Origin of the sequence: Candidatus Accumulibacter similis, assembly GCA_013347225.1 — a bacterium.
GTDB classification, from domain to species: domain Bacteria; phylum Pseudomonadota; class Gammaproteobacteria; order Burkholderiales; family Rhodocyclaceae; genus Accumulibacter; species Accumulibacter similis.
The window spans coordinates 2,407,086-2,427,641 of record CP054595.1 but is presented as its reverse complement, the minus strand read 5'-3'; the positions used below and the strand labels follow the sequence as shown (position 1 = coordinate 2,427,641).

General features: G+C 65.6%; 19 protein-coding genes and 1 pseudogene. 12 read left to right on the top strand and 8 right to left on the bottom strand.

The annotated features are described in order from the left end of the window. The first annotated feature begins 9 nt into the window (after nucleotides 1–9). The 7 genes from HT579_11100 to HT579_11070 all read left to right on the top strand — a co-directional run bounded on the left by HT579_11100 (nucleotide 10) and on the right by HT579_11070 (nucleotide 6,112). Entirely contained in the window at nucleotides 10–702 is a 693-nt protein-coding gene (locus HT579_11100) for a hypothetical protein (GenBank protein QKS29405.1), read from the top strand. 215 nt (nucleotides 703–917) lie between these two features. Next, nucleotides 918–1,469, top strand: coding sequence for an N-acetyltransferase (locus HT579_11095; protein QKS29404.1), 552 nt, complete (start codon nucleotides 918–920; stop codon nucleotides 1,467–1,469). A gap of 400 nt (nucleotides 1,470–1,869) precedes the next feature. After that, the gene (locus HT579_11090; GenBank protein ID QKS29403.1) at nucleotides 1,870–3,531 is read left to right on the top strand and encodes a DUF262 domain-containing protein; all 1,662 of its coding nucleotides are present in this window, start codon (nucleotides 1,870–1,872) and stop codon (nucleotides 3,529–3,531) included. Further along, nucleotides 3,532–4,737 (top strand): type II toxin-antitoxin system HipA family toxin, encoded by a 1,206-nt coding sequence (locus HT579_11085; GenBank protein QKS29402.1) that lies wholly within the window; start codon nucleotides 3,532–3,534, stop codon nucleotides 4,735–4,737. A 148-nt stretch (nucleotides 4,738–4,885) separates the two neighbouring features. After that, entirely contained in the window at nucleotides 4,886–5,674 is a 789-nt protein-coding gene (locus tag HT579_11080; GenBank protein QKS29401.1) for a hypothetical protein, read from the top strand. Further along, complete coding sequence (locus HT579_11075; GenBank protein QKS29400.1) at nucleotides 5,610–5,858, top strand: type II toxin-antitoxin system prevent-host-death family antitoxin; 249 nt, start codon at nucleotides 5,610–5,612, stop codon at nucleotides 5,856–5,858. The genes HT579_11080 and HT579_11075 overlap by 65 nt, the downstream gene beginning before the upstream one ends. After that, a complete protein-coding gene (locus HT579_11070; protein ID QKS29399.1) occupies nucleotides 5,858–6,112 on the top strand; it encodes a Txe/YoeB family addiction module toxin in 255 nt (84 codons plus the stop codon). The genes HT579_11075 and HT579_11070 overlap by 1 nt, the downstream gene beginning before the upstream one ends. A 127-nt stretch (nucleotides 6,113–6,239) precedes the next feature. Here HT579_11070 and HT579_11065 read toward each other — a convergent pair whose 3' ends face one another. The 8 genes and pseudogenes from HT579_11065 to HT579_11030 form a co-directional block, all read right to left on the bottom strand. Next, a complete protein-coding gene (locus HT579_11065) occupies nucleotides 6,240–9,182 on the bottom strand; it encodes an SUMF1/EgtB/PvdO family nonheme iron enzyme (protein QKS29398.1) in 2,943 nt (980 codons plus the stop codon). A gap of 157 nt (nucleotides 9,183–9,339) precedes the next feature. Then, nucleotides 9,340–9,675 (bottom strand): annotated as a pseudogene (locus HT579_11060) (nucleotidyl transferase AbiEii/AbiGii toxin family protein). A 32-nt stretch (nucleotides 9,676–9,707) separates the two neighbouring features. Beyond that, entirely contained in the window at nucleotides 9,708–10,436 is a 729-nt protein-coding gene (locus tag HT579_11055) for a type IV toxin-antitoxin system AbiEi family antitoxin domain-containing protein (GenBank protein QKS29397.1), read from the bottom strand. Nucleotides 10,437–10,638: 202 nt separating this feature from the next. Continuing rightward, nucleotides 10,639–11,784 (bottom strand): acyl-CoA dehydrogenase family protein, encoded by a 1,146-nt coding sequence (locus tag HT579_11050; GenBank protein ID QKS29396.1) that lies wholly within the window; start codon nucleotides 11,782–11,784, stop codon nucleotides 10,639–10,641. A gap of 14 nt (nucleotides 11,785–11,798) precedes the next feature. Beyond that, nucleotides 11,799–12,623, bottom strand: a complete 825-nt coding sequence (locus tag HT579_11045) for an SDR family oxidoreductase (GenBank protein ID QKS29395.1) — start codon at nucleotides 12,621–12,623, stop codon at nucleotides 11,799–11,801. A gap of 99 nt (nucleotides 12,624–12,722) precedes the next feature. Next, entirely contained in the window at nucleotides 12,723–13,910 is a 1,188-nt protein-coding gene (locus HT579_11040) for a lipid-transfer protein (GenBank protein QKS29394.1), read from the bottom strand. Nucleotides 13,911–13,941: 31 nt separating this feature from the next. Further along, the gene (locus tag HT579_11035; GenBank protein ID QKS29393.1) at nucleotides 13,942–14,772 is read right to left on the bottom strand and encodes a DUF3313 domain-containing protein; all 831 of its coding nucleotides are present in this window, start codon (nucleotides 14,770–14,772) and stop codon (nucleotides 13,942–13,944) included. Nucleotides 14,773–15,001: 229 nt separating this feature from the next. Continuing rightward, nucleotides 15,002–15,850 (bottom strand): lytic transglycosylase domain-containing protein, encoded by an 849-nt coding sequence (locus tag HT579_11030; GenBank protein ID QKS29392.1) that lies wholly within the window; start codon nucleotides 15,848–15,850, stop codon nucleotides 15,002–15,004. Nucleotides 15,851–16,126: 276 nt separating this feature from the next. Here HT579_11030 and ettA point away from each other — a divergent pair, with 276 nt between their 5' ends. The 5 genes from ettA (at nucleotide 16,127) to HT579_11005 (ending at nucleotide 20,495) form a co-directional block, all read left to right on the top strand. After that, nucleotides 16,127–17,791, top strand: coding sequence for an energy-dependent translational throttle protein EttA (gene ettA, locus HT579_11025; GenBank protein QKS29391.1), 1,665 nt, complete (start codon nucleotides 16,127–16,129; stop codon nucleotides 17,789–17,791). A gap of 428 nt (nucleotides 17,792–18,219) precedes the next feature. Further along, nucleotides 18,220–18,555 carry a hypothetical protein gene (locus tag HT579_11020; protein ID QKS29390.1) on the top strand — a complete coding sequence of 112 codons (336 nt, stop codon included), beginning with the start codon at nucleotides 18,220–18,222 and terminating at the stop codon, nucleotides 18,553–18,555. 13 nt (nucleotides 18,556–18,568) lie between these two features. Then, on the top strand, nucleotides 18,569–18,871 hold the full coding sequence (locus HT579_11015) for a hypothetical protein (GenBank protein ID QKS29389.1): 303 nt from the start codon (nucleotides 18,569–18,571) through the stop codon (nucleotides 18,869–18,871). 53 nt (nucleotides 18,872–18,924) lie between these two features. Continuing rightward, a complete protein-coding gene (locus HT579_11010) occupies nucleotides 18,925–19,227 on the top strand; it encodes a hypothetical protein (GenBank protein ID QKS29388.1) in 303 nt (100 codons plus the stop codon). Continuing rightward, nucleotides 19,224–20,495 carry a hypothetical protein gene (locus HT579_11005; GenBank protein ID QKS29387.1) on the top strand — a complete coding sequence of 424 codons (1,272 nt, stop codon included), beginning with the start codon at nucleotides 19,224–19,226 and terminating at the stop codon, nucleotides 20,493–20,495. Before HT579_11010 ends, HT579_11005 begins: the two co-directional genes overlap by 4 nt. The last annotated feature ends 61 nt before the right edge of the window (nucleotides 20,496–20,556 follow it).

Sequence of the window (20,556 nt, the reverse complement as noted above, 5' to 3'; positions counted from 1 at the left end):
TCACTCCATATGCTCCGCCAACTCGCCCATTTGCCGCATGCCCTCGCCGCGGTCTTCGTGCTCTTGCCAACGGCCGGTCATTCAGGCGAGCCGCTCCCCGATCCCGTGCACGCTGCACTTCTGCAACATATTCCCGATGCGATCGCCGTTGAATGGAAAAGTGGATTCCTCAACGCAGACAAAGAAGACGATGTCGTAGCCATTGTCCGCACCAATGAGGCATCAACCGACGGCCTGCGCGCCGAAGTTCTGGTCGTCTTGTACGGCAGCCCCGGTGGCACTTTCAGTCTGGTGGCCAGGTCCCTCCCATGGATTCCCCATGAAAGGAACTGGTACGACTTGAGCATGGGCAAGAGATCGACGTTTCTCAGGTATGGCTGCAATGCTCTCTGTGGAAACTCCGTAACGGAGGGGCACTTCCAGTTCAAGGATGTGAACGGTACCTTTTCGCTGATTGCAGAGAGGAGAAGAACGTTCACGAATCCCACGGTCAATGACGATAGCTACGGGGAAAGCGTGAATTACCTGGGCCAACGCGCCATTCTCTGGCGGGTTTCCGGCAAGGAGCGCAGAGACGTCCGGATCGATCTCAAGAAGTCAAGGCTTCCTTCGTTGGAGGCATTCGACCCATCGAATGATGACCATCGGCCAAGAGAGATTCGACGCCATCTCGATGAGAGATTCAAGCATGTCCGGCCTTGAGCGGCAACGCGGTGGAGATCTGAATGGCGGTCGATGCAGCACGCAGGTGTTCCTGGCGAGCGCGTCCGGGCAAGCGGCTGCGCCTCCCCCGAGAGAGCCAGGGCGGCTACCGGGAGCGTCATCGCGGCCGTTGGAGAGCAGAGGGCTGCAGGTTGAAGACACCTTCCGCTCAGCCACCGGCAACGAGTCGAGCATGGAGGGGATGGTGAACCGTCATGCGGATTGAACTGCGGCAGGCGGCTGCGGCCGATTTCCAGGCGATCGCGGACCTTGCGCTGGCCGCGTTCGGCGCTGCGGAAGGGCCGCAGATCGTTCGTCTGATTGGCGACCTGTCGGCAGACCCGACGGCCCGGCCCGTGCTGTCGCTGGTTGCCGCCGCCAGTGGAAAGATCGTCGGCCACGTGCTGTTCAGCAAGGTCGGGATCGGTCCACCTGGCCCGGACGTTGCGGCGGCAATCCTTGCTCCTCTTGCCGTCCATTCAGACTTCCAGTCGCGGCAAATCGGCGGCCGACTTGTCGCAGCGGGGCTGCGGCAGCTTGCCGACGCCGGGATTGCCCTTGTCTTCGTTCTCGGTCATCCGTCCTATTACCCGCGCGCCGGATTTTCAGCGGCCGGGCGCAAGGGTTTCCAGGCACCCTACCCGATCCCGCCCGGGAACGCCGACGCCTGGATGGTCAAGGAACTGCGTCCCGGGACGATCGGCAACACGCGTGGCCAGGTCATCTGCGCCGATGCGCTCGCTGATCCGGGATACTGGCGCGAATGACTCTCGACCACCAGCCGGCGCTGCGCACGAGCGCCGCCGGCAACAAGGTCCGCTCGCTGCCGGCGCGACGGCGATGACGGCCCGCGGCCAGGGCTCACACTCCGGAATCTCCGACTCTGGCGGGGGTATGGGGGAGAATCCTCCCGCCGCGGAGCGCGGCCCGGATCTTCTTGCCAGCTCGTGCTGCCGGCAGCCGCAGCGGACCAGAGCCGCGCCCTGCCCGGGCGACGACAAAGGCCTGAAGGCCCCGGCACACCGAACCGTCACCCTCCCGTCACCGCCGCCGGTGCGCGCCACCGCCCACCCCCGATCGCCAGCCCCAGATCGCCAGCAACCGGCGCCGTGCGCGAACGCGGGGCATGTGAAACAATGCCGCCGTATGCCAACCACGATACCCGCGATGGCCGCCAACAACCGCAGCCCCGGCACGCCACTCGACCGACGCCCCGAGGCGCGCACCTTCAGCGTCCAGGACCTGCTCGAGGCGGTCGCCCGTGGCCGGATTCGCATTCCGAGTTTCCAGCGCGGCCTCAAGTGGGACCGCGCGGATGCCAGGCTTCTGCTCGAAAGCCTCCATCGCGGCTACCCGGTCGGCACGCTGCTGCTCTGGGAAGCCACAGCGCCAGCGGGAGAAGGCCGCATCGGATCGCTCACCCTTCCCGCACCGGCAATGGAGAACGCCCTCTGGGTCGTCGATGGCCAGCAACGGATCGTCTCGCTCGCCCGCGTGCTGCTCGCTGCCGAGCCGGACCAGGACGCGTTCGCCCTCTACTTCGATCTCGACCGCAGCGACTTCGTCATTCCTCCCGCCGCCGGCAGGCGCCGTGCCGACCCTTCGCGCTGGCTGCCGCTGACCGTCGTGCTCGATTCGGAAAGGCTGATGCACTGGCTGCTCGAGCACGCCGCTGGCGCCGACAGTCGCCCACGGCGTGACACGGCAGTCCAGTTGGGACGGCGCCTGCGCGAGTACGAGATTCCCGCCTACGTTGTCCGCAGCGACGACGAAAGCATCCTGCGCGACATCTTCAAGCGGATCAATTCGGCGGGCAGGTCGCTCGACGATGCAGACGTCTTCGACGCCCTCAATGGCTCGCGTTCCCGCAGCCGTCCATCGACGGTCGCCGAGATCTCGTCCGAGCTGGAAGAACTGGGCTTCGGGCACATCGAAGAGCGGATTCTGCACCGGCTGCTGCGCGTCCTGATCGGGCTGCCGGTCGTCGAAGGTGCACGCGACGAGCCGCCTCGCCTGGCTGACGCAGAGGCCGCGGAGGCGTACCGGCTCACCGCGGCCACCGCCAGCCGGATCATCCTCTTCCTCAGGAACGATGCCGGTATCGCGCACTACGAACTGCTGCCCTACAAGCAGGCCTTCGTGACCCTGGGCCGATTCTTCCACCTCCATCCGCAGCCGTCGCGTCGCTCGTGCCAGCGGCTGGCGCGCTGGATCTGGCGCGGCGCGCTCAGCGGTGCGCACCAGGGGGACACGGTCTCGACGCGCAAGGTCCTGGCGCGCATCCTCCGGGACAGCGAGGATCGATCGGTCGATGGCATGCTGGAGATGATCGGCCCACCGCCGTCGCTGCTTCCCGACGTCAGCGACCGCTTCAACTTCCGCTTCGCCACCGGCAAGCTGCTGACGCTGGCGCTGCTCAGCCTCGAACCACGCGATCTGACGACGGGAGAACGGCTGACTGCCGGACAACTCCTGCGCCGCGGGCAGGCGGCGCACGATCCGTCGGCGCTGTTGCAGATCCTGCCGCGGCGTCCCGGCCGCAACGACGAAGCGCTGCAATCGGCGGCGAACCGGCTCCTCCATCCGCCGGCTCCGGGCGGAGTGCGCCGCTTGCTGGCCGGCACCACCGATGAAGCCATGCTGGCCTCGCATGGCATCAGCGAAGCGGCGCGCGAGCGCCTCGTCGACAGCGATGGCGCGGCTTTCCTGAAACTGCGCGCAGAATGGCTGCGACCGCGGGTACAGGCCTTCTTCGATCGCCGCGCCGGCTGGGGCGAGCCAGACCGGCCGAGCATTGCGTCGCTGATCATCGACGACGAGGAGGCCTGAGTGGCGCAGCATCTCGCCGTCTGGCTGAACGATTCCCACGTCGGCCAACTGCTGCTGACGCGCAACGATGGTTGCGAGTTCAGGCTGCTCGAGTCGTACCGGAGCGCGTATCCGCGGCCCGTCCTCGGCCAGCAGTTCGTCGACGATCCGGAGCACGTGCATTCCTCGCGGCAGCGAACGCCAGCGTGGTTTTCCAACCTGCTGCCGGAAGGTCCGCTGCGCGAGTTGATCGCCCGGCAGGCCGGCGTCGCGGTCCATCGCGAGTTCTTCCTGCTGCAGCACCTCGGCGAGGATCTGCCCGGCGCCGTGCGCATCGTCGCCGACGATCCGCTCGCGCAAGGCGAAGACGCCGCCGCGCCGGAGGCTCCCGCCATCCCGCGCGAGGACCACTGGCATTTCTCGCTGGCGGGCGTGCAACTCAAGTTCTCGGCGCTGCAGGCTGGACGCGGGCTGACCATCCCGGTCAGTGGTACCGGTGGCGACTGGATCGTCAAGCTGCCGGATGCGCGTTTTCCGGGTGTACCGGAGAACGAACACGCGACGATGCGCTGGGCACAAGCCAGCGGCATCACGATCCCGGAAATCCACCTGGTGCCGGTGGCGGAGATTTCCGGCCTGCCAACGGCAGCCACCGCCTTCGCCGGGCAGGCGGCTCTGGCCGTCCGCCGCTTCGACCGCCCCGCGACAGGCAAGCGTGTGCACATCGAGGACTTCGCGCAGGTTCTTGGCCTCTACCCCGAGCAGAAGTACGCCCAGTTCAACTACGAAACGCTGGCCAACGTCGTCTATCGCCTCGCCGGAGAGGCCGATCTCGACGAATTCATCAGGCGGCTGGTTTTCGTTGTCGCCGCCGGCAACGGCGATGCGCACCTCAAGAACTGGAGCCTGATCTACCCCGACGGCATCAACGCCAGGCTTGCGCCCGCTTATGACCTGGTGTCGACCATCGCGTACAGGGCCGACGACCAACTGGCGCTCAACCTCGCACGCTCGAAGCGCTGGCAGGACGTCACGCGCGAATCCTTCCTGCGTCTCGCGCGCCGGATTGGCGACGACGAGACGCGGATGGCCAACCGTCTCGAGCGCGCGCGGGCAAGCATCCTGGCGGCATGGCACGACGCCGGCGACGACTGGGGCTACACGAAGCAGGCGCGCGACCGGATTGCGTCGCAGCTTGCGCGCGTACCGCTGTTTGCCGTCGGCTGAAGCCGGCGCACGCGCCTCGGGCCTGCCGGTTTGCCGACACAACGATCCGGAGCACGACTGGCGCGCCGGATCGCACTGCGGCAACGCTTGCCGATCACCTCCGCGCAGTGTAGGGTTTCGCCGACTTCACCCCGCCGGAGCCTGCCGCATGCCGACCACCGGGACCACCATCCGGAAGATCTTCCTCGCCTCGTCGGCGGAACTCGCCGACCATCGCCGCGAGTTCGAGATCGCCATCAACCGCAAGAACAGGCTCTGGATCGCCGAGGGCATTTTCCTCGACCTCGCCATCTGGGAAGACTTCCTCGACGCGCTTTCGAAGACCCGCCTGCAGGACGAGTACAACCGTGAAATCCGCCAGTGCGACGTTTTCGTGATGCTCTACCGCAGCAAGGTCGGCCGCTACGCCGAGGAAGAGTTCGAAAACGCAGTCGGGCAGTTCCAGGCGACGAGCAAACCGTTCATCTACACCTACTTCTGCGATTCGCCCGACGACCGGGCAACCGCCAGCGCCGAGGATCTGCGGAGCCTGCACTCGTTCAGGGCGAAGCTGAACACGCTCGGCCATTTCGAGACCCGGTACGCCACCACCGCCGAACTCTGCGCCCACTTCGTCAGGCAGCTCGACAAGCTCGCGGCGAACGGCTTCGTCGAGTTCGTTCGCGATGCCGAAACGACCGGCAGCGTCGTCGACAACAACCGCGGAGCGATCAGCACCGGCAGGCGGATCGATGCGCGGCCAGGACGGGATGCGCGTGGCGACCGCTGCGCGGAGTCCAGGATTCCCTTCAGGACACGGGCACGCCATCGGGCATTGAGCAGTCCACGCCGCTTGCGTACAATGAACCGTACAACAACACCGGAATCCCGTGATGGACGCCATCAGCTACAGCGCCGCGCGCGCCAACCTCGCCCGGACGATGGAGCGGGTCTGTGACGACCACGAGCCGCTGATCATCACCCGCAACGGCGAGCCCTCGGTCGTCATGCTCTCGCTCGAGGACTACCGGGCGCTCGAAGAAACGGCCTACTTGCTGCGCAGCCCAGCAAACGCGAGGCGGCTGCTCGACGCGGCAGCGCAACTGGCTGAAGGAAAGGGTAGCGAGCGGGAACTGCTCTGATGCGACTGGTGTTCGCCGACACGGCCTGGGACGACTACCTCCACTGGCAGAAGCACGACCGCAAGATGGCCGAGCGGATCAACAGGCTGATCCAGGATGTGATGCGCGAACCCTTTGCCGGCGTCGGCAAGCCCGAGCCGCTGCGACACGCGTTGTCGGGTTTCTGGTCACGCCGGATCACCGACGAGCACCGCATGGTGTACCGTGTCGACGGTGAAGATCTACTGATCGCGCAGCTTCGCTACCACTACTGAGCTTCGCGGCCCATCCGATCCCGCGGCGCAGCGGCTGAACCCGCGCTGCGCGCGGCGGGGGAAGTCTCCCCCGCACCCCATCCAGAGTCGGAGATCCCGGAGTGACCGAGCGCAGAGCGAGCAGAGATCAGAGCGGAACAGGGGAAAAACGCAACACCACGCGAAAACCGATGCGGTCATTGCGGAAATCCGGGGGTCCCCTGCGGCGGAGGCCACAGCACGCACCGTCCCGGAGATTGCCCCACGAGCCGCCGCGCACGACCCGCAGCACCTCATCGCCAGCCCGGAGATCCTCCCGCCCGGGCTCATCGACCAGGTCCGCATAGGCGAAATCCGGCATCCCGGGATCGGTACCCCAAAGGCTGCGCGTCCACTCCCAGACGTTGCCCGCCATGTCGTACAGGCCAAAACCGTTGGCAGCGAAGCAGCCGACCACCGACGTGTCGCCGATCGCCGAACCTTCATGATTCGCGCGCCGGCCGTCGCCGTCATCGGCATCGTCACCCCACGGAAACACCGCGCCACGCAAGCCACCGCGCGCCGCTTTCTCCCATTCCAGTTCGCTCGGCAGCGCCACCCGCCAGCCCTGCTCGCGCACCAGCGCGGCGACGCGGCTGCCGGCGAGAGCCGGTGACGTCGCGAGCATCCCGTTGAGCCAGTCGCACCAGGCCAAGGCCTCGTGCCAGCTCACCAACCGCACAGGACGGCTGTCGGGGTCGGCAAGTGCATCCGCGTCGCCGATCGCATGACCCGTCGCCGCGACGAACGCACGGAACTGCGCGACGGTCACCGCGTAGCGGGCGATGTGGAACTCGCGCGTCGGAGTCGGCAGCTCGTTGATCTCGTCGTCGTACACCTCGCCGCCGGCAATGCGCGCGACCCGTTCGCGATCGGCGCTGCTGGTGCCGATGACGAAGTCCGGGTCGGCGGCGATGCGGACGAAACCGAGCATCTCGTCGGCCGGCAGGAAGAAGCGCTGCGGATCGAAGCGCGGATCGCCGAGCTGCGACAACCGGTCGCCGGCGCGCGCGCGCAGCACCGCCCGCGCGCCGGCGAGGGCGTCGGCGTCGTCGAGCAGCGTGACGATCCGTCGCGCGCAGTCGGCGCGCAGCGGCTCGCCACTCTCGCGCCACTCGCTGGCCGCCGTCGCCGCCAGTTCGGCGGCGGCGATACGCGCGTCGGCATCATCCCCGGCGACGGCCAGCGCGCGCAACAGCTCGCGCGCCGAACGCGCCGCGTGCGTCGCCTGATGGCCGGCGAGCAGCAGGATCGGCTCGCGCCACCACGGGTCAGTCAGCCGGCCGGCGACAAAATCGAGCATCCGCTCGCGCGACTCGCGACCGATGACTTCGCTGAGGTAGCGGGCGACGAGGAATTCCTGCAGCGCGAGGTGCAGGAAGCGATACGCGCCGTCGCGCTCCTCGAGGACGCTGCCGCGCTGCCGTGCCTGGCGCAGGAAGTCGTCGATTCGTGGCAGGAACTCGGCTTCGCCGCGCAGGATCGCGCGCAGCGCCGGCTCCTCGATCTCGCGCCCCTGGTCGGCGCCCTGCTGGTGCATGTGAAAGGCGAGATGCTGCGCCATGTCGCGGTACAGCATCCAGTCGAGCGACAGTTCGCGCTTGTCGGTCTCGTCATGACCGTAATCGACCTGCAGCAGCGCGTTGATCGCCTTGTCGAAGAGGTCGGCGCGCTGCTCGGGCAGCGTGCGGTTGTTGAGGTGCACGATCAGCAGCAGGCGCACCAGCAGCGGGCTGTCGACGAGCCGCGGCGCGCCCTCGCCGAGGCGCCGCCGGCGGTCGGCCTCGAGCCGGACGATGCCGGCGAGGAGATCCGCGCTGCGCTCGTTGCGGCGCACGCTGTCCTGCGGGTGGATGCAGGCGTAGGCCTGGCGCACCATCGGCACGACGTGTTCGTCGTGATCGAGCGGCTGCACGTCGATCTGCCGGAAGTCGCCGCCGAGCGCGGTGCCGCCGCTGCGCCAGGCGATCGTGCGGCAGGTGACGATGACGCGCATCGCCCGCCGACCGCCGACGAGGTTCTCGACCGACTGGCGGACTTCGGCGCGCTCGCCCTCGTTCGCCACTTCGTCGAGCCCGTCGAGCAACAGCAGGACGTTGTTCCCTTCGTTGAGCAGGCGGACGAAGAAGTCGTCCGGCAGCTCGAACGGCGCTTCGCGGCTGATCAGGTGATGCGAGATGAAGTGCGCCAGGGTGCGTTCGCGCGCTGGCGCGCCGGCCGGCAGGTGGCGCCGATGGCGGGCGAAGGACGCGAGCGGGACGAAGATCGGCAGCAGCAGGTCGGCCGGCGCCAGCCGCAGGCCGAGCCGCGAGCGCGCCGGCTCGGCTTCGCCGGCGAGCAGCGACGAAGCGAGTGCCCAGGCGATGTGCAGCAGGACGGTCGTCTTGCCGCAGCCCGGACCGCCGATGATCGCCAGGCGATTGCCGAGGGCAAGCACCTCGCTCAGCGCGAGGTCGCTCGCGTCGCCGGTCGACGGGTCGCCACCGCTTTCGTCGTCCACCTCGCCCGCCACGTGCCGGCGGGACTGGCGCATGCGGGCATCGCCGCCGCTTTCGTCCGGCGGGCGCAGCGAGCGCGCGCGCAGCGGCACGTAGGCGGTATCGAGCGGCAGGGCGACGACCGGCGACGCTCCCGAGCGCTCGATCCCGCGCAGCTCGATGCTCTGCGTGCGCTCCTGCAGCCAGGCGAGATAGGCACCCACCTGGCTGGCGAGCAGGCGCTTGCCGGCCGCATCGCTGCCGGCAGCGCCGCAGTAGTTGCTGACGATCTGCGTCTGGATGATCGTTCCGCTGTGGTCGCCGCCGATCTTCACCGCGCCGGCGCCGAGCGCGTCGCCCGTTCCCTGCGCGACGGCGCCGTCACGGCCGACCGCGGCCTGCCGCGCGCCGGGGGCAAGCGACTCCGCCGGCAGCGATGGCCCGCCGCCACACCCGGCCGCGCTCGCTCCGGCGGCGATCGCCCCGACGGCGGCCTCGAAGGTTGCCGCGTCGATGAACCCGGCGGCCAGCGCCTGCCGCAGCCCGTCGATCGCCGGCTGGTCGTTGTCGCTCACCTCTGGTCCTCCCGTGCCGGGTGTGTGGGCGCATCAAAGGACATCGAAACCGGCCTGGCGAGATCCAGGGGACCGTCTGCCGACTGTCCACGCCCCTGGGCGCCCGGCCCCGACTGTGGCCCCCACCCGCAGCGCGTCGAACGCGCCTTCAGCGAATTCAGCATACTGTTCCCAGGATTGCGAAAGAATCAGCCAGCGACTTCGGGGGGCCAAAGAGCACTTCATGAGGTGGTCGATTGTGTGCGGCAAGGTAGGCGACGAAACCGCGTCGGACCGACAGCGTGATGCCTTCCTCCTTGAGCAGGAGCATGACGTCAAACCAGTCACGTGGATGATTTCGATCGAGGGCCGCCACCAGTTTGCCGCCGTATAGCTCCTCGGGAGCCAGAAACGGGAGACGAAGATCGGCCTTCAGATGATCCCGCGCAGCCGTCACCATGCGCATCGTGACAACAGGATGAATCGTGCCGCGCAATACCTGATTGATCTCAACCAGTAGACGGACGACATCGAGATACTCTTTCTTCATTTCAATACCAGCCATCCTTCGGGGGTCTTGCTCACCCAGGCGCCTTTTCCTTTGGCCGGCAGGTCTGCTGCGAACAGTGCGTCTGCAAACGGTAGCCTCAACTCTCTGCTCAGCAGCAGACAGAGCCGCACTGTCTTGACGCTCGTACAGTGCTCAAGGAGGGTCAGCAGGACCTCGGCACGCATTCCGTAAGCGCCTTCCATGATGGCGCGCGCCTCGACAAGGCTCTGGCGGGGTCCGACTTCGCTCAACATTTCCAGCAGCCCGCGCTCTGGATCGGAAGCAAGAGGTGCCATCTTCGCGTCGCCAAATCCGCCAACAGCCACAAGCGACTCGGGAATCTCATCGAACAGCCGCTTGCGGCGATAGACGGCCGCAAACGGTTTGGCAAACCAATCAGGCAGGCGCGCGGAATCCCATCCGAAGAGTTCCAGAGGCGATTCTGGGCGGACAAAGTGCTGGATTCCATGCCATGCCAGGGCAGTTCGCCCTCCCACGTGGCAGCCGGGGAGGCGCGCTTCAAGGATCTTCAGGCTCGCATGCAGATCCAGCGGACCAGGTCGAGCGTAAAGACCTTGCGCGACACGCGTCAACCAACCCGAGCGCGCGTAGTGGCCTGCCAGATCTTCGGATACGCCCAGGTCTCTGAGGTGGGCGAGCGTTACCGGATACCCGGCGGGCAACAGGGTGACTTCATTTAGATAGTTGCCAGATTTCTTATCCACGCTACGATTCTATAGACTTTTCTATATCGCGCAAGCGGGTTGTCCATTCATCTGGTTCGGCTCCAGCATGTCGGGGTTTTGCATGGAGGCACGCTCGTCACCGAGCGCGCCCGCCACCCATCCCCTGCGCCCACAGCGGCGGCGCGCCGAACGCTGGCCGCCCTCGCCGGTCGCCCGCACCGACCGCCCCGCACCCACCGCCTCACGGCAACTGCCGGGCGATCAGCTCCTTCATGATTTCGTTGCTGCCGCCGTAGATGCGCGCGGCGCGGGCGTCGGTCCAGGCGCGGGCGATCGGGTAGTCGAGCATGCAGCCGTTGCCGCCGTGCAGTTGCAGGCAGGCGTCGAGCACCTTGCACTGCAGGTCGGTGCACCAGTACTTGGCCATCGACGCCGCCGTCGCGTCGAGTTCGCCGCGGACGAAGAGTTCGATGCAGCGGTCGACGAAGACGCGCGCCACCTGCACCTCGGTCAGCGCCTCGGCGAGTGTGAAGCGGGTGTTCTGGAACTGCATGATCGGCTGCCCGAAGGCCTGGCGTTCGCGGCAGTAGCGGCTGGTCCATTCGATCGCCGCTTCCGCCTGCGCGACGGCGGTGATCGCGATCTGCAGCCGCTCCCACGGCAGCTCGTTCATCAGGTGGGCGAAGCCGCCGTTCTCGTCGCCGAGCAGGTGGTCGAGCGGCACCCGCACGTCGTCGAAGAAGAGTTCGCCGGTGTCCTGCGCGCGCATGCCGATCTTCTTCAGCCGCCGCCCGCGACTGCAGCCGGGCCAGCGCATGTCGACCAGCAGCAGGCTGATCCCCTTGCCGGCAGCGGCCGGATCGGTCTTGGCGACGACGACGACGAGGTCGCAGAGCGAGCCGTTGGTGATGAAGGTCTTGGCACCGCTGAGGACGTAGTGCGCGCCGTCGCGCAGCGCCGTCGTGCGCAGCCCCTGCAGGTCGGAACCGGCGCCGGGCTCGGTCATGGCGATGGCGCCGACCAGCTCGCCGCTCGCCATTGGCGGCAGGTACTGCTGGCGGATCGCCTCGCTGCCGTAGTGCAGCAGGTAGGGGGCGACGATCTCCGAATGCAGCCCCCAACCGAGCAGGTTCTGCACCGCGTTGCGCGCCAGTTGCTCGAAGAGGACGACGCTGTACAGCTTGTCGGCGCCGGCGCCGCCGTACTCCTCGGGCAGCGACGAGCAGAGGAAGCCGGCGGCGGCGGCGCGCAGCCAGAGTTCGCGGTCGACGCAGCCCTGCTCCTCATAGCGCTCGTAATGCGGCGCCACTTCGACCGCGATGAAGCGGTCGAGCGCCGCCGCGTACTGCCGGTGACCGTCGTCGAAGAGCGTGCGGGCGATCGTCATCGGGTCGCCCCCGCCTAGATGCGGAAGCCACCGCCGCAGACGAGCAGTTCGCCCGAGACGTAGTTGGCTTCCGGATAGCAGAGCATGACGATGGCGCCCGCCGCCTCCTCCGGCGTGCCGCCCCGGCCGAGCGGAATCATCGCCGCCATCTGTTTCAGCAGGTCGGGGTTGACGCCGGCCTTGATCTGCCGGCCCTCGATGTCGAGCACCGCGTCGCCGGCGGCGGCACTCGTCAGCCGCGTGTTGATCAGGCCGAAGGCGACGCAATTCACGTTCACGCGGTAGCGCCCCCACTCCTTCGCCAGCGTGCGCGTCAGGCCGACGATGCCGGCCTTGGCGGCGGCGTAGTTGGCCTGCCCGGCGTTGCCGCCAACACCGGCGATCGACGACACATTGACCACCTTGCGGAAGATTTCCTGGCCGCTGTCGCTCTCGCTCTTCGCGGTGGCGCGGAAGAAGTCGGCCGCCGCGCGCAGGATGCGGAAGGGCGCCGTCAGATGGACGTCGAGCATCGCCTGCCATTGCTCGTCGCTCATCTTCTGGACGACGTTGTCCCAGGTGTAACCGGCGTTGTTGATGATGATGTCGAGGCCGCCGAACTGGCTGAGCGCCGTCTGCACGAAGCGCTCGGCGAAATCGGCGGTGGTGACGCTGCCGACGCAGGCGACCGCCTGGCCGCCGGCCGCGACGATGTCGCTGACGGTCTCTGCCGCCGGTGCGGTGTCGACATCATTGACCACCACATGCGCGCCCTCCGCCGCCAGCTTGAGCGCCACCGCGCGACCGATGCCGCGGCCGGAGCCGCTGACGATCGCCACCTTGCCTGCGAGTTTTGCCATGAATTGCTCCCTGTCGATTGAAATCGCATCCGGCGACGGCCACCGCCGGCGTTCGCCGCGGCCCGCCACCGGGCTGCCGCGTCGTTGCCCGGCGACGGCTCAGGCGGCGCGCTGGTAGAGCGTCACGACGCAGGCGCCGCCGAGCCCGAGGTTGTGCTGCAGCGCGATGCGCGCGCCCGCCACCTGCCGTTCGCCGGCTTCGCCGCGCAACTGCTCGACCAGTTCGGCGCACTGCGCGAGCCCGGTGGCGCCGAGCGGATGCCCCTTGCACAGCAGGCCGCCCGAGGGGTTGGTCACCACCCTGCCGCCGTAGGTGTTGTCGCCGTCGGCGACGAACTGCTCGGCGCCGCCCTCGGGGCACAGGCGCAGCGCCTCGTAGCTGATGACCTCGTTCTGGGCGAAGCAGTCGTGCAACTCGACGACGTCGATGTCGCCGGGACCGATCCCCGCCTGCTCGTAGACGAGGTCGGCCGCCTCGCGGCTCATGTCGGCGCCGACCAGCGCCAGCATGCTGCGCTTGTCGAAGGTTCCCGGACGGTCGGTGGTCATCGCCTGTGCGGCGATCAGCACGCGCCGGTCGAGATTGCGGCGCGCGGCAAATGCGGGCGAGACGATGATCGCCGCCGCCGCGCCGCAGGTCGGCGGGCAGGCCATCAGCCGCGTCATGCCGGCCTCGGCACAGATCAGCGGCGCCGCCAGGACCTCTTCCTCGGTCACCACCTTGCGCAGCAGCGCGCCGGGGTTGTGCGCGGCGTGCCGGCTGGCCTTGGCGCGCACGCGCGCGAAAAGCCTCGCCGTCGCGCCGTGGCGCTGCATGTATTCGACGCCGGCACCACCGAAGTAGCGCAGCGCCAGCGGCACCGGGTAGGGGGCGATCGCGGCGCAGAGCTCGTCGAAACGCGCGAAGGGCGACGGCCGGTCGCTCCAGTGCTCGGTCAGCGCGCCGGGCCGCATCTGCTCGAAGCCGAGCGCCAGCACGCAGTCGACCGCGCCGGACTCGACCAGTTGCCGTGCCAGGAAGAGCGCGGTCGATCCGGTCGAACAGTTGTTGTTCACGTTGACGATCGGGATGCCGCTCATGCCGACACCGTAGAGCGCGCGCTGGCCGGAGGTCGAATCGCCATAGACGTAGCCGACGATCGCCTGCTGCACGTCTTCATAATCCAGGCCGGCATCGGCGAGCGCCCGCCGCGTCGCCGCCGCGGCCATCAGATCATAGCTCTCGGTCGCCCCCGGCTTGCCGAAGGGTATCGCGCCGACACCCGCCACCACCGCCTTTCCCTGCATCGCCTGCTCCTTCCCGATTCCTGCGGCGCGGCTATTTCGCCGGCCTGACGCCACGCAGCACGGCGAAGCGATCGGCGATCAGCTTCGCCCACTTGTCGAAGGCGTTCTGCGCGTAGGCCCAGGCCTGGAACGAGTTCATGTAACCCTTGACCCAGGTGTCGGTCGCACCCTCGGCGCCCTCCTCGACCGCCGCCGCATACTTGCGGCCGATCTGCGCGTCGGCGCATTCGGCGAGAATCCGGTTCGTCGCGCCGTCGGTGAACTGGATCTCCATGCCGGTCTCGCCGAGGTACGGCGTCGACCCGGCGGGCCTGCCGCTGGCCGGACCGGAGGCCAGTTCGGCGGTGAACGCGTAGGGGATCGCCGTTCCCATCAGGCTGCGGCTGACCTGCGTCGGTACCAGGTTGGTCACTGCGATGCGCAGCACGATGACCCCCGGACCCGGCTGCTCGACGACCTGCATCTGCGGCTTCAGCGCCTTCACCAGCGAGGCGTGGAAGTAATCGACGAGCGCCTTCAGTTCGGTCGGATCGATCCCCTGTTGCTGGTCGGCCTTGAGGGTGACGACGATACGGTTGATCAGCACCTTGTCGTAGGCCTTGAGATCGAGCCCGGGCTGCCGCCAGCAGAGGGTGCCGTCAGCCCCCGGCGACGGCGCCAGCGCCTTGTAGTCGGTGAGGAAGCCGCTGCGCGTGATGCGTGCCGGGTCGCTGACCGTGACGTTGGTCGCCGGACCGGCGCAGCCGGCGAGCAGCAGCGTTGCCGCCAGGCAGTGAACGGTGCCGCGCACGCGGCGGTCCGCGCGCCGGCACGAAGAATTGCCCGGGGCGACGGCGGGATGAAGTCGATGCTCGGCGGTCATGATCGTTCCTCTGGTTGCAATATGGACATTGTACCGCCGCAGCACGCCGTTCCGGCAGACGACGACCTCGACGCCCGCAACGCCCGGCGTTGACCGGCGTTCGCTCGCTTGCGATGGCACTGGTTCATGCGCCGGCAGATGCCGGCGGCGGCCTGAACGCGCAGGCGACGCATCGTCGGACGCAGGCCGGCTGGATCGCTGACGGCGCCGCGGCGACGGCAGGCCGGCATCAGCGCGCCGGAGCCGTTTCGGGGACGTCGCGCCGCCCGGGCAGCTTCATGTAGATGCGCTGGCCGCCGGCCGCCGAACGGGTGAAGATCGATGGCGGTGCCGCCTTCCGAGTCAGCGTGCTGCCCTGGTAGAGCTGATGGAACTGCGTCACGAGCTGGACGTAGCTCATCGTTTCCGGGTATGGCGGCACCTGGTTGCGGTGCTGCTGCACGGCTCCCTGACCGGCGTTGTAGGCGGCCAGAACCAGTTGCGGATCGTTCGGGAACAGCTTGCCGAGGTCGCGCAGGTAACGCGCGCCGATGCGGATGTTGGTCTTCGGATCGGCCAGCTTTTCCTCCAGGCTCTGCTGCCGATCCGCCTGCAGGCCGTACTGCCCGGCGGTCGCCGGCATTACCTGCATCAGTCCGATGGCGCCCTTGGGTGATACGGCATCTGGGTTGAAGGCGGATTCGGCAGCCATCACCGCCTTCAGCAGCGCGGCATCGACGGCGAACTCGTCGCTCGCGCGCTTGATCAGCGGTTCGAACTTCTTCAGGTTGGGATGCTGCGACAGGTAGCGCAGCAGCTCCGGCTTGCCTGGCCCGCTCAGTGCCGACAGCGACGTGCGCGCGGCGTCGCCCTGCAGGAAGAGCTTGTAACGCGAATCGAGCTGTTCGGTCGCGAAGTGCGCGATCCCCTGCTCGTCGACGTAGCCCCAGATGCTGGCGGCGGCGCCTGCCGGCAACAAGCCATGCAGCAGCACCAACAACACGCCACAGAGCGCAGCCCGCCAGCGCAGGTGCCGGCGACCGGCGGCGCGGACTCGGCCCGCGATTGCGACTGCCGGCGGATGGAAAATGGATGTCATGCGGGACTTGCCTTCAGCGCTGCCGCCTCGCCGGCCTGCAGGACACTGCGGCTGGCAAGCGGCGGCGAGATCGCCGGCCGTCGATGCCCGGATCGGCGCGACAGCTTGAGTATGCCCGGCGGCTGCGAGCGCTGTCAATCGCCCTGCCGGGCAGCAGCGCGGCAGGGCAATCCATCGCCTGCAACGCGCAGCGGCAGACTCGGGTAAACTCGCGCCTTCGCCGCCGGCACTGCCGCCGGTCTCCCGCAACCCGTTCCCGACTTCCGATCGACAGCCATGGCTCAATATGTATTCACGATGAACCGGGTGGGCAAGATCGTCCCGCCCAAGCGCCAGATCATCAAGGACATCTCGCTCTCCTTCTTCCCCGGTGCCAAGATCGGCCTGCTCGGCCTCAACGGTTCGGGCAAGTCGACGGTGCTGCGCATCATGGCCGGCGTCGACCGCGACATCATCGGCGAGGCGACGCCGATGCCCGGGCTGAAGATCGGCTACCTGCCGCAGGAACCGCAGCTCGACCCGGGCAAGACCGTCCGTCAGGAGGTCGAATCGGGTCTCGGCGAGGCCTTCGCCGCGCAGGCGATGCTCGACGCCGTCTACGCCGCCTACGCCGAACCCGACGCCGACTTCGACAGGCTCGCCGAAGAGCAGGCGCGGCTCGAGGCGATCATCGCCAGCAGCGGCGCCGACCTCGACAACCAGCTCGAACTCGCCGCCGACGCGCTGCGCCTGCCGCCGTGGGAGGCACTGATCGGCAATCTCTCGGGTGGCGAAAAGCGCCGCGTCGCGCTCTGCAAGCTGCTGCTCTCGAAGCCCGACATGCTGCTGCTCGACGAGCCGACCAACCACCTCGATGCGGAATCGGTCGAGTGGCTCGAGCAGTTCCTCGTCCGCTTTCCCGGCACGGTCGTCGCCGTGACGCATGACCGCTACTTCCTCGACAACGCCGCCGAGTGGATCCTCGAACTCGACCGTGGCCAGGGAATCCCGTGGAAGGGCAACTACTCGAGTTGGCTCGAGCAGAAGGAGGCACGCCTGGAGACCGAATCGCGCCAGGAGGCCGGACGCATCAAGGCGATGAAGCAGGAACTCGAATGGGTGCGACAGAACCCGAAGGCACGGCAGGCGAAGAGCAAGGCGCGGCTGGCGCGCTTCGAGGAGCTGTCGAGCGTCGAATACCAGAAGCGCAACGAGACACAGGAGATCTTCATCCCGGTCGGCGAGCGCCTCGGCAGCAAGGTGATCGAGTTCCGCAACGTCAGCAAGTCGTTCGGCGACCGCCTGCTGCTCGACCGGATCAGCTTCAGCGTGCCGCCGGGAGCGATCGTCGGCATCATCGGCCCGAACGGCGCCGGCAAGTCGACGCTGTTCCGCATGCTCACCGGCAGCGAGCAGCCCGATTCGGGCGAGATCGAGATCGGCGAGACCGTCCGCCTCGCCTACGTGGACCAGAGCCGCGACTGCCTCGACGGCAACAGGACGGTCTTCGAGGAGGTCTCGGGCGGCGCCGACACCCTCACGGTCGGCAAGTACGAAACCTCGGCGCGCGCCTACATCGGCCGCTTCAACTTCAAGGGCGCCGACCAGCAGAAACACGTCGGCCAGCTTTCGGGCGGCGAACGCGGCCGCCTGCACATGGCGAAGACGCTGATCGCCGGCGGCAACGTCCTGCTGCTCGACGAGCCGTCGAACGACCTCGACGTCGAGACGCTGCGCGCGCTCGAGGATGCGCTGCTCGAGTTCGCCGGCTGCGTCCTCGTCATCTCGCACGACCGCTGGTTCCTCGACCGCATCTGCTCGCACATCCTCGCCTGCGAGGGCGATTCGCAATGGACCTTCTTCAACGGCAACTATCACGAATACGAGGAAGACAAGCGACGCCGCCTCGGCGACGAGGCCGCCCGCCCGAAACGGATCCGCTACCGGCCGATCACGCGCTGAGGCGCTGCGGTGGGCTACGGTCCGGGTCGTTACGGGAATGGAAGCACCCGACGACCGGGCGCGCCATTCTCTATGGCGCGTAGACCGCTGGGGCAAGTGCTCCGCGCCAACGGCTCGAGTCTCTGGACAACCCGCGCCCCGGTGACCAAGCTGGCGTCAGCAAAGAGGTTTTCCGTCGACGGGTGCTGGCTCCACCGCGACTGCGAGGGGTCGTCCCCGGTCGAGTCTGGTGCATATTCCGCTGACCGTGGTGTCTACCGCGCACCGTCTCGGGGTGTTGATGGAAGAAAGTCGTTGTTCATCAGACCGTTGCGCTGGAGACTCGCGGTTATGCACCGGCTTGCGGCGCAGGCTGCACCAGCGAACGCCCCTCGGGTCGGCGGGATCTGCACCGGATTTGGTGTTCACTAAACGTTAGGGGTTCAAAAATGTCTATCCGAAAAATAGCAGCCGCACTGTTGTACTTACCATCCATGTTCGGCATGTCGCTGATGATGATCAGCGCTGGAATCTTCCACTTTTTTACAGCCATCGTTGCATATGGCCTTGCAGGTCCTGGATTGTGGGGCTTTGTGGCTGCAGGTGCCGCTTTTTCTTTTCCAATCGTCGCCGAAATCGTGGTTTTTATCAGTGTCTGGAATGTTACTGGCGAAATGGTAAATAAGTATTCCATTTGGCTGTATATGTGGCTGGCATTCCTTCTTATTCTTGTCGCACTAATGGCTATAAGCGTTTGGCTTTTCGGCAAAGAGAAGAACAATTAAATACAGGTGACCTATGACCAATGACTCGCTGTTGCTCATCGCCATATTCTTACTTGGTGTAGTTGTTCTGGTCGGCATCTTGGTAACCAAGAAGCCTGGGTTTGGAAAATTCACCACGAGCACTTTGCTTCTCGCCATGGTGTTTATTTCAGCTGCTCTGTTTTTCGCAGCAGGCAAAATTGATTCACCCCTATTTGGGCAAATTGCATTTGCCGTACTTGGTTTTGCTGGCGGCCTGCTTGCCAATAAAGAGACCGCCCCTAACCCGGCGCTCCAGAGGGACGCTCCGCCGGCAACGCCGGCTCCGCGCCCCTGAGCTCTACGTTGGGCATCAAAGAGGTACCTTGTCTCGATCCAGAAGGAGTAAAAATGATCATCATCGAACCCCGAGAGGGCACTGCGACGGAACTTCTTGAGCTTGCCGATCAGTTCCCTGGACTTGTAACTAAGGCTTCAAATCGCGCAATCGATGGATCTGCTACCGGGATAACTATATTGATCTCAGCGGCAGCACTTGCAATACCTGAGATCAGGAAAGTCGCAATCGAGATCATTCGCGCACGCGCCAGTCGAAGCATCACGTATAAAGGCGTAAAGCTTCAGGGCTACAGTGCTGAAGAAGCTGAAAAGATTGTCAGCCAACTTTCAACAGAGCGGAAACAGCAATCATGATTTCAGCTTACCTCGAAGCGACGAGGATCCTTTACCATGACGTGGACCCACGTTTAAAAACGGCGTACCGAACGCTCTACGAAAAAACCATCAAAGCAAGTAGCCTGCGCCTTAAAGATCACGCCCCAAAATTTCACGTGGTACACAGCCTAAACAAGCAGGCCGAGGTCGCAACGGTCGGCGGCGATGTGTATCTTGTATATGATCAGTACCTTGGGCAAACCATTAGTGAATTGTCGAGAATATTTTATTCTGCCGAAGATCCATGCGACGCTCGAGCGTTTGCTTTCCGAATTTATGCGGAAGCCTATGTCACCGCAGGCAACGCAGATATGGCAATATTCTCCGCATACCTGCATTCAATCAAATACAACCAGTCGCACAAATATAAAACACTGGAGACAATTGAAACCAAAGAAAGGCGAGCGCAATCTGTAATCGTTCAAGAAGCATTTATTATTGCTCATGAGTTTGCACACTATCTGTGGTCGATGCGCCAAGTGAACGAGGGCGATCTGGATTGCCTGAGAGATCGAATTGCCGAGGATGCAAAACCCATAACCAATCGCGAGAAAATAATAGAAAGTCACTTGGACGATCTATCATTTCAGTATCACGGAAAGAATATTCCGCACAGTGAAAATATTCTGACAGATGAGGATCGGGAGCGCGACAGAGTGCTACGAGCAGAATTGCATGCAGACTTTGACAAAATTGATGCTGAACGCATGAGGATGGCAATTGAGCTTAAGCAGAATGAAGCCTTTCTCGAAGAACTTTGGTCGGATTGGTCGGCGGCGCAGGCATGCTTAGATATATTTTATGACGAACTCGCGCCAGAGATTCTCATTGAAGCCGTTCATCTAGCATTGGAGAACTTAACTACCGTCACTGTGGCAACGAAATATGCCCTTTCACTAACTAATACTGACGGAGACGTGGCGGATGAAGAAGATTCCAGTGCGCATGTCAAGGCTGTGGCGCTCAGGAAACGTATTCTTCGAAAAGAGATTGGAGAATGGGCTGCCGAGCACTTCCAAGATGGTCTCGCGATCACACATAACATACTTCGGCAGGCAAACGAAAGATACATGCGGTATGTCAGAGATCCCATTACATTAGACGTTCCAGCTCGATTTAATCGCGCGTCACAGCTCAGTCCTGAATCACTTAGAAAATTCTGCGAGACGCTTGCGAGCGTCGCCCCCAATCAATGCGACGTGATGACGATTCTTCACACTTGCCCATTCGCCGAAGCCGCCGAATGAGATTAGGTGCGCGAAGTTGAAGCAATTGGCGTCGCACTTCAAGTTGGAGCCGGCCATGCCC

Bases quoted from the DNA above. Each gene is read 5' to 3' on its own strand.
- HT579_11100 (QKS29405.1), top strand. From the start codon at position 10: ATGCTCCGCCAACTCGCCCATTTGCCGCATGCCCTCGCCGCGGTCTTC.
- HT579_11095 (QKS29404.1), top strand. From the start codon at position 918: ATGCGGATTGAACTGCGGCAGGCGGCTGCGGCCGATTTCCAGGCGATC.
- HT579_11090 (QKS29403.1), top strand. From the start codon at position 1,870: ATGGCCGCCAACAACCGCAGCCCCGGCACGCCACTCGACCGACGCCCC.
- HT579_11080 (QKS29401.1), top strand. From the start codon at position 4,886: ATGCCGACCACCGGGACCACCATCCGGAAGATCTTCCTCGCCTCGTCG.
- HT579_11075 (QKS29400.1), top strand. From the start codon at position 5,610: ATGGACGCCATCAGCTACAGCGCCGCGCGCGCCAACCTCGCCCGGACG.
- HT579_11070 (QKS29399.1), top strand. From the start codon at position 5,858: ATGCGACTGGTGTTCGCCGACACGGCCTGGGACGACTACCTCCACTGG.
- HT579_11050 (QKS29396.1), bottom strand. From the start codon at position 11,784: ATGACGATCGCCCGCACGCTCTTCGACGACGGTCACCGGCAGTACGCG.
- HT579_11045 (QKS29395.1), bottom strand. From the start codon at position 12,623: ATGGCAAAACTCGCAGGCAAGGTGGCGATCGTCAGCGGCTCCGGCCGC.
- HT579_11040 (QKS29394.1), bottom strand. From the start codon at position 13,910: ATGCAGGGAAAGGCGGTGGTGGCGGGTGTCGGCGCGATACCCTTCGGC.
- HT579_11035 (QKS29393.1), bottom strand. From the start codon at position 14,772: ATGACCGCCGAGCATCGACTTCATCCCGCCGTCGCCCCGGGCAATTCT.
- HT579_11030 (QKS29392.1), bottom strand. From the start codon at position 15,850: ATGACATCCATTTTCCATCCGCCGGCAGTCGCAATCGCGGGCCGAGTC.
- ettA (QKS29391.1), top strand. From the start codon at position 16,127: ATGGCTCAATATGTATTCACGATGAACCGGGTGGGCAAGATCGTCCCG.
- HT579_11020 (QKS29390.1), top strand. From the start codon at position 18,220: ATGTCTATCCGAAAAATAGCAGCCGCACTGTTGTACTTACCATCCATG.
- HT579_11015 (QKS29389.1), top strand. From the start codon at position 18,569: ATGACCAATGACTCGCTGTTGCTCATCGCCATATTCTTACTTGGTGTA.
- HT579_11010 (QKS29388.1), top strand. From the start codon at position 18,925: ATGATCATCATCGAACCCCGAGAGGGCACTGCGACGGAACTTCTTGAG.
- HT579_11005 (QKS29387.1), top strand. From the start codon at position 19,224: ATGATTTCAGCTTACCTCGAAGCGACGAGGATCCTTTACCATGACGTG.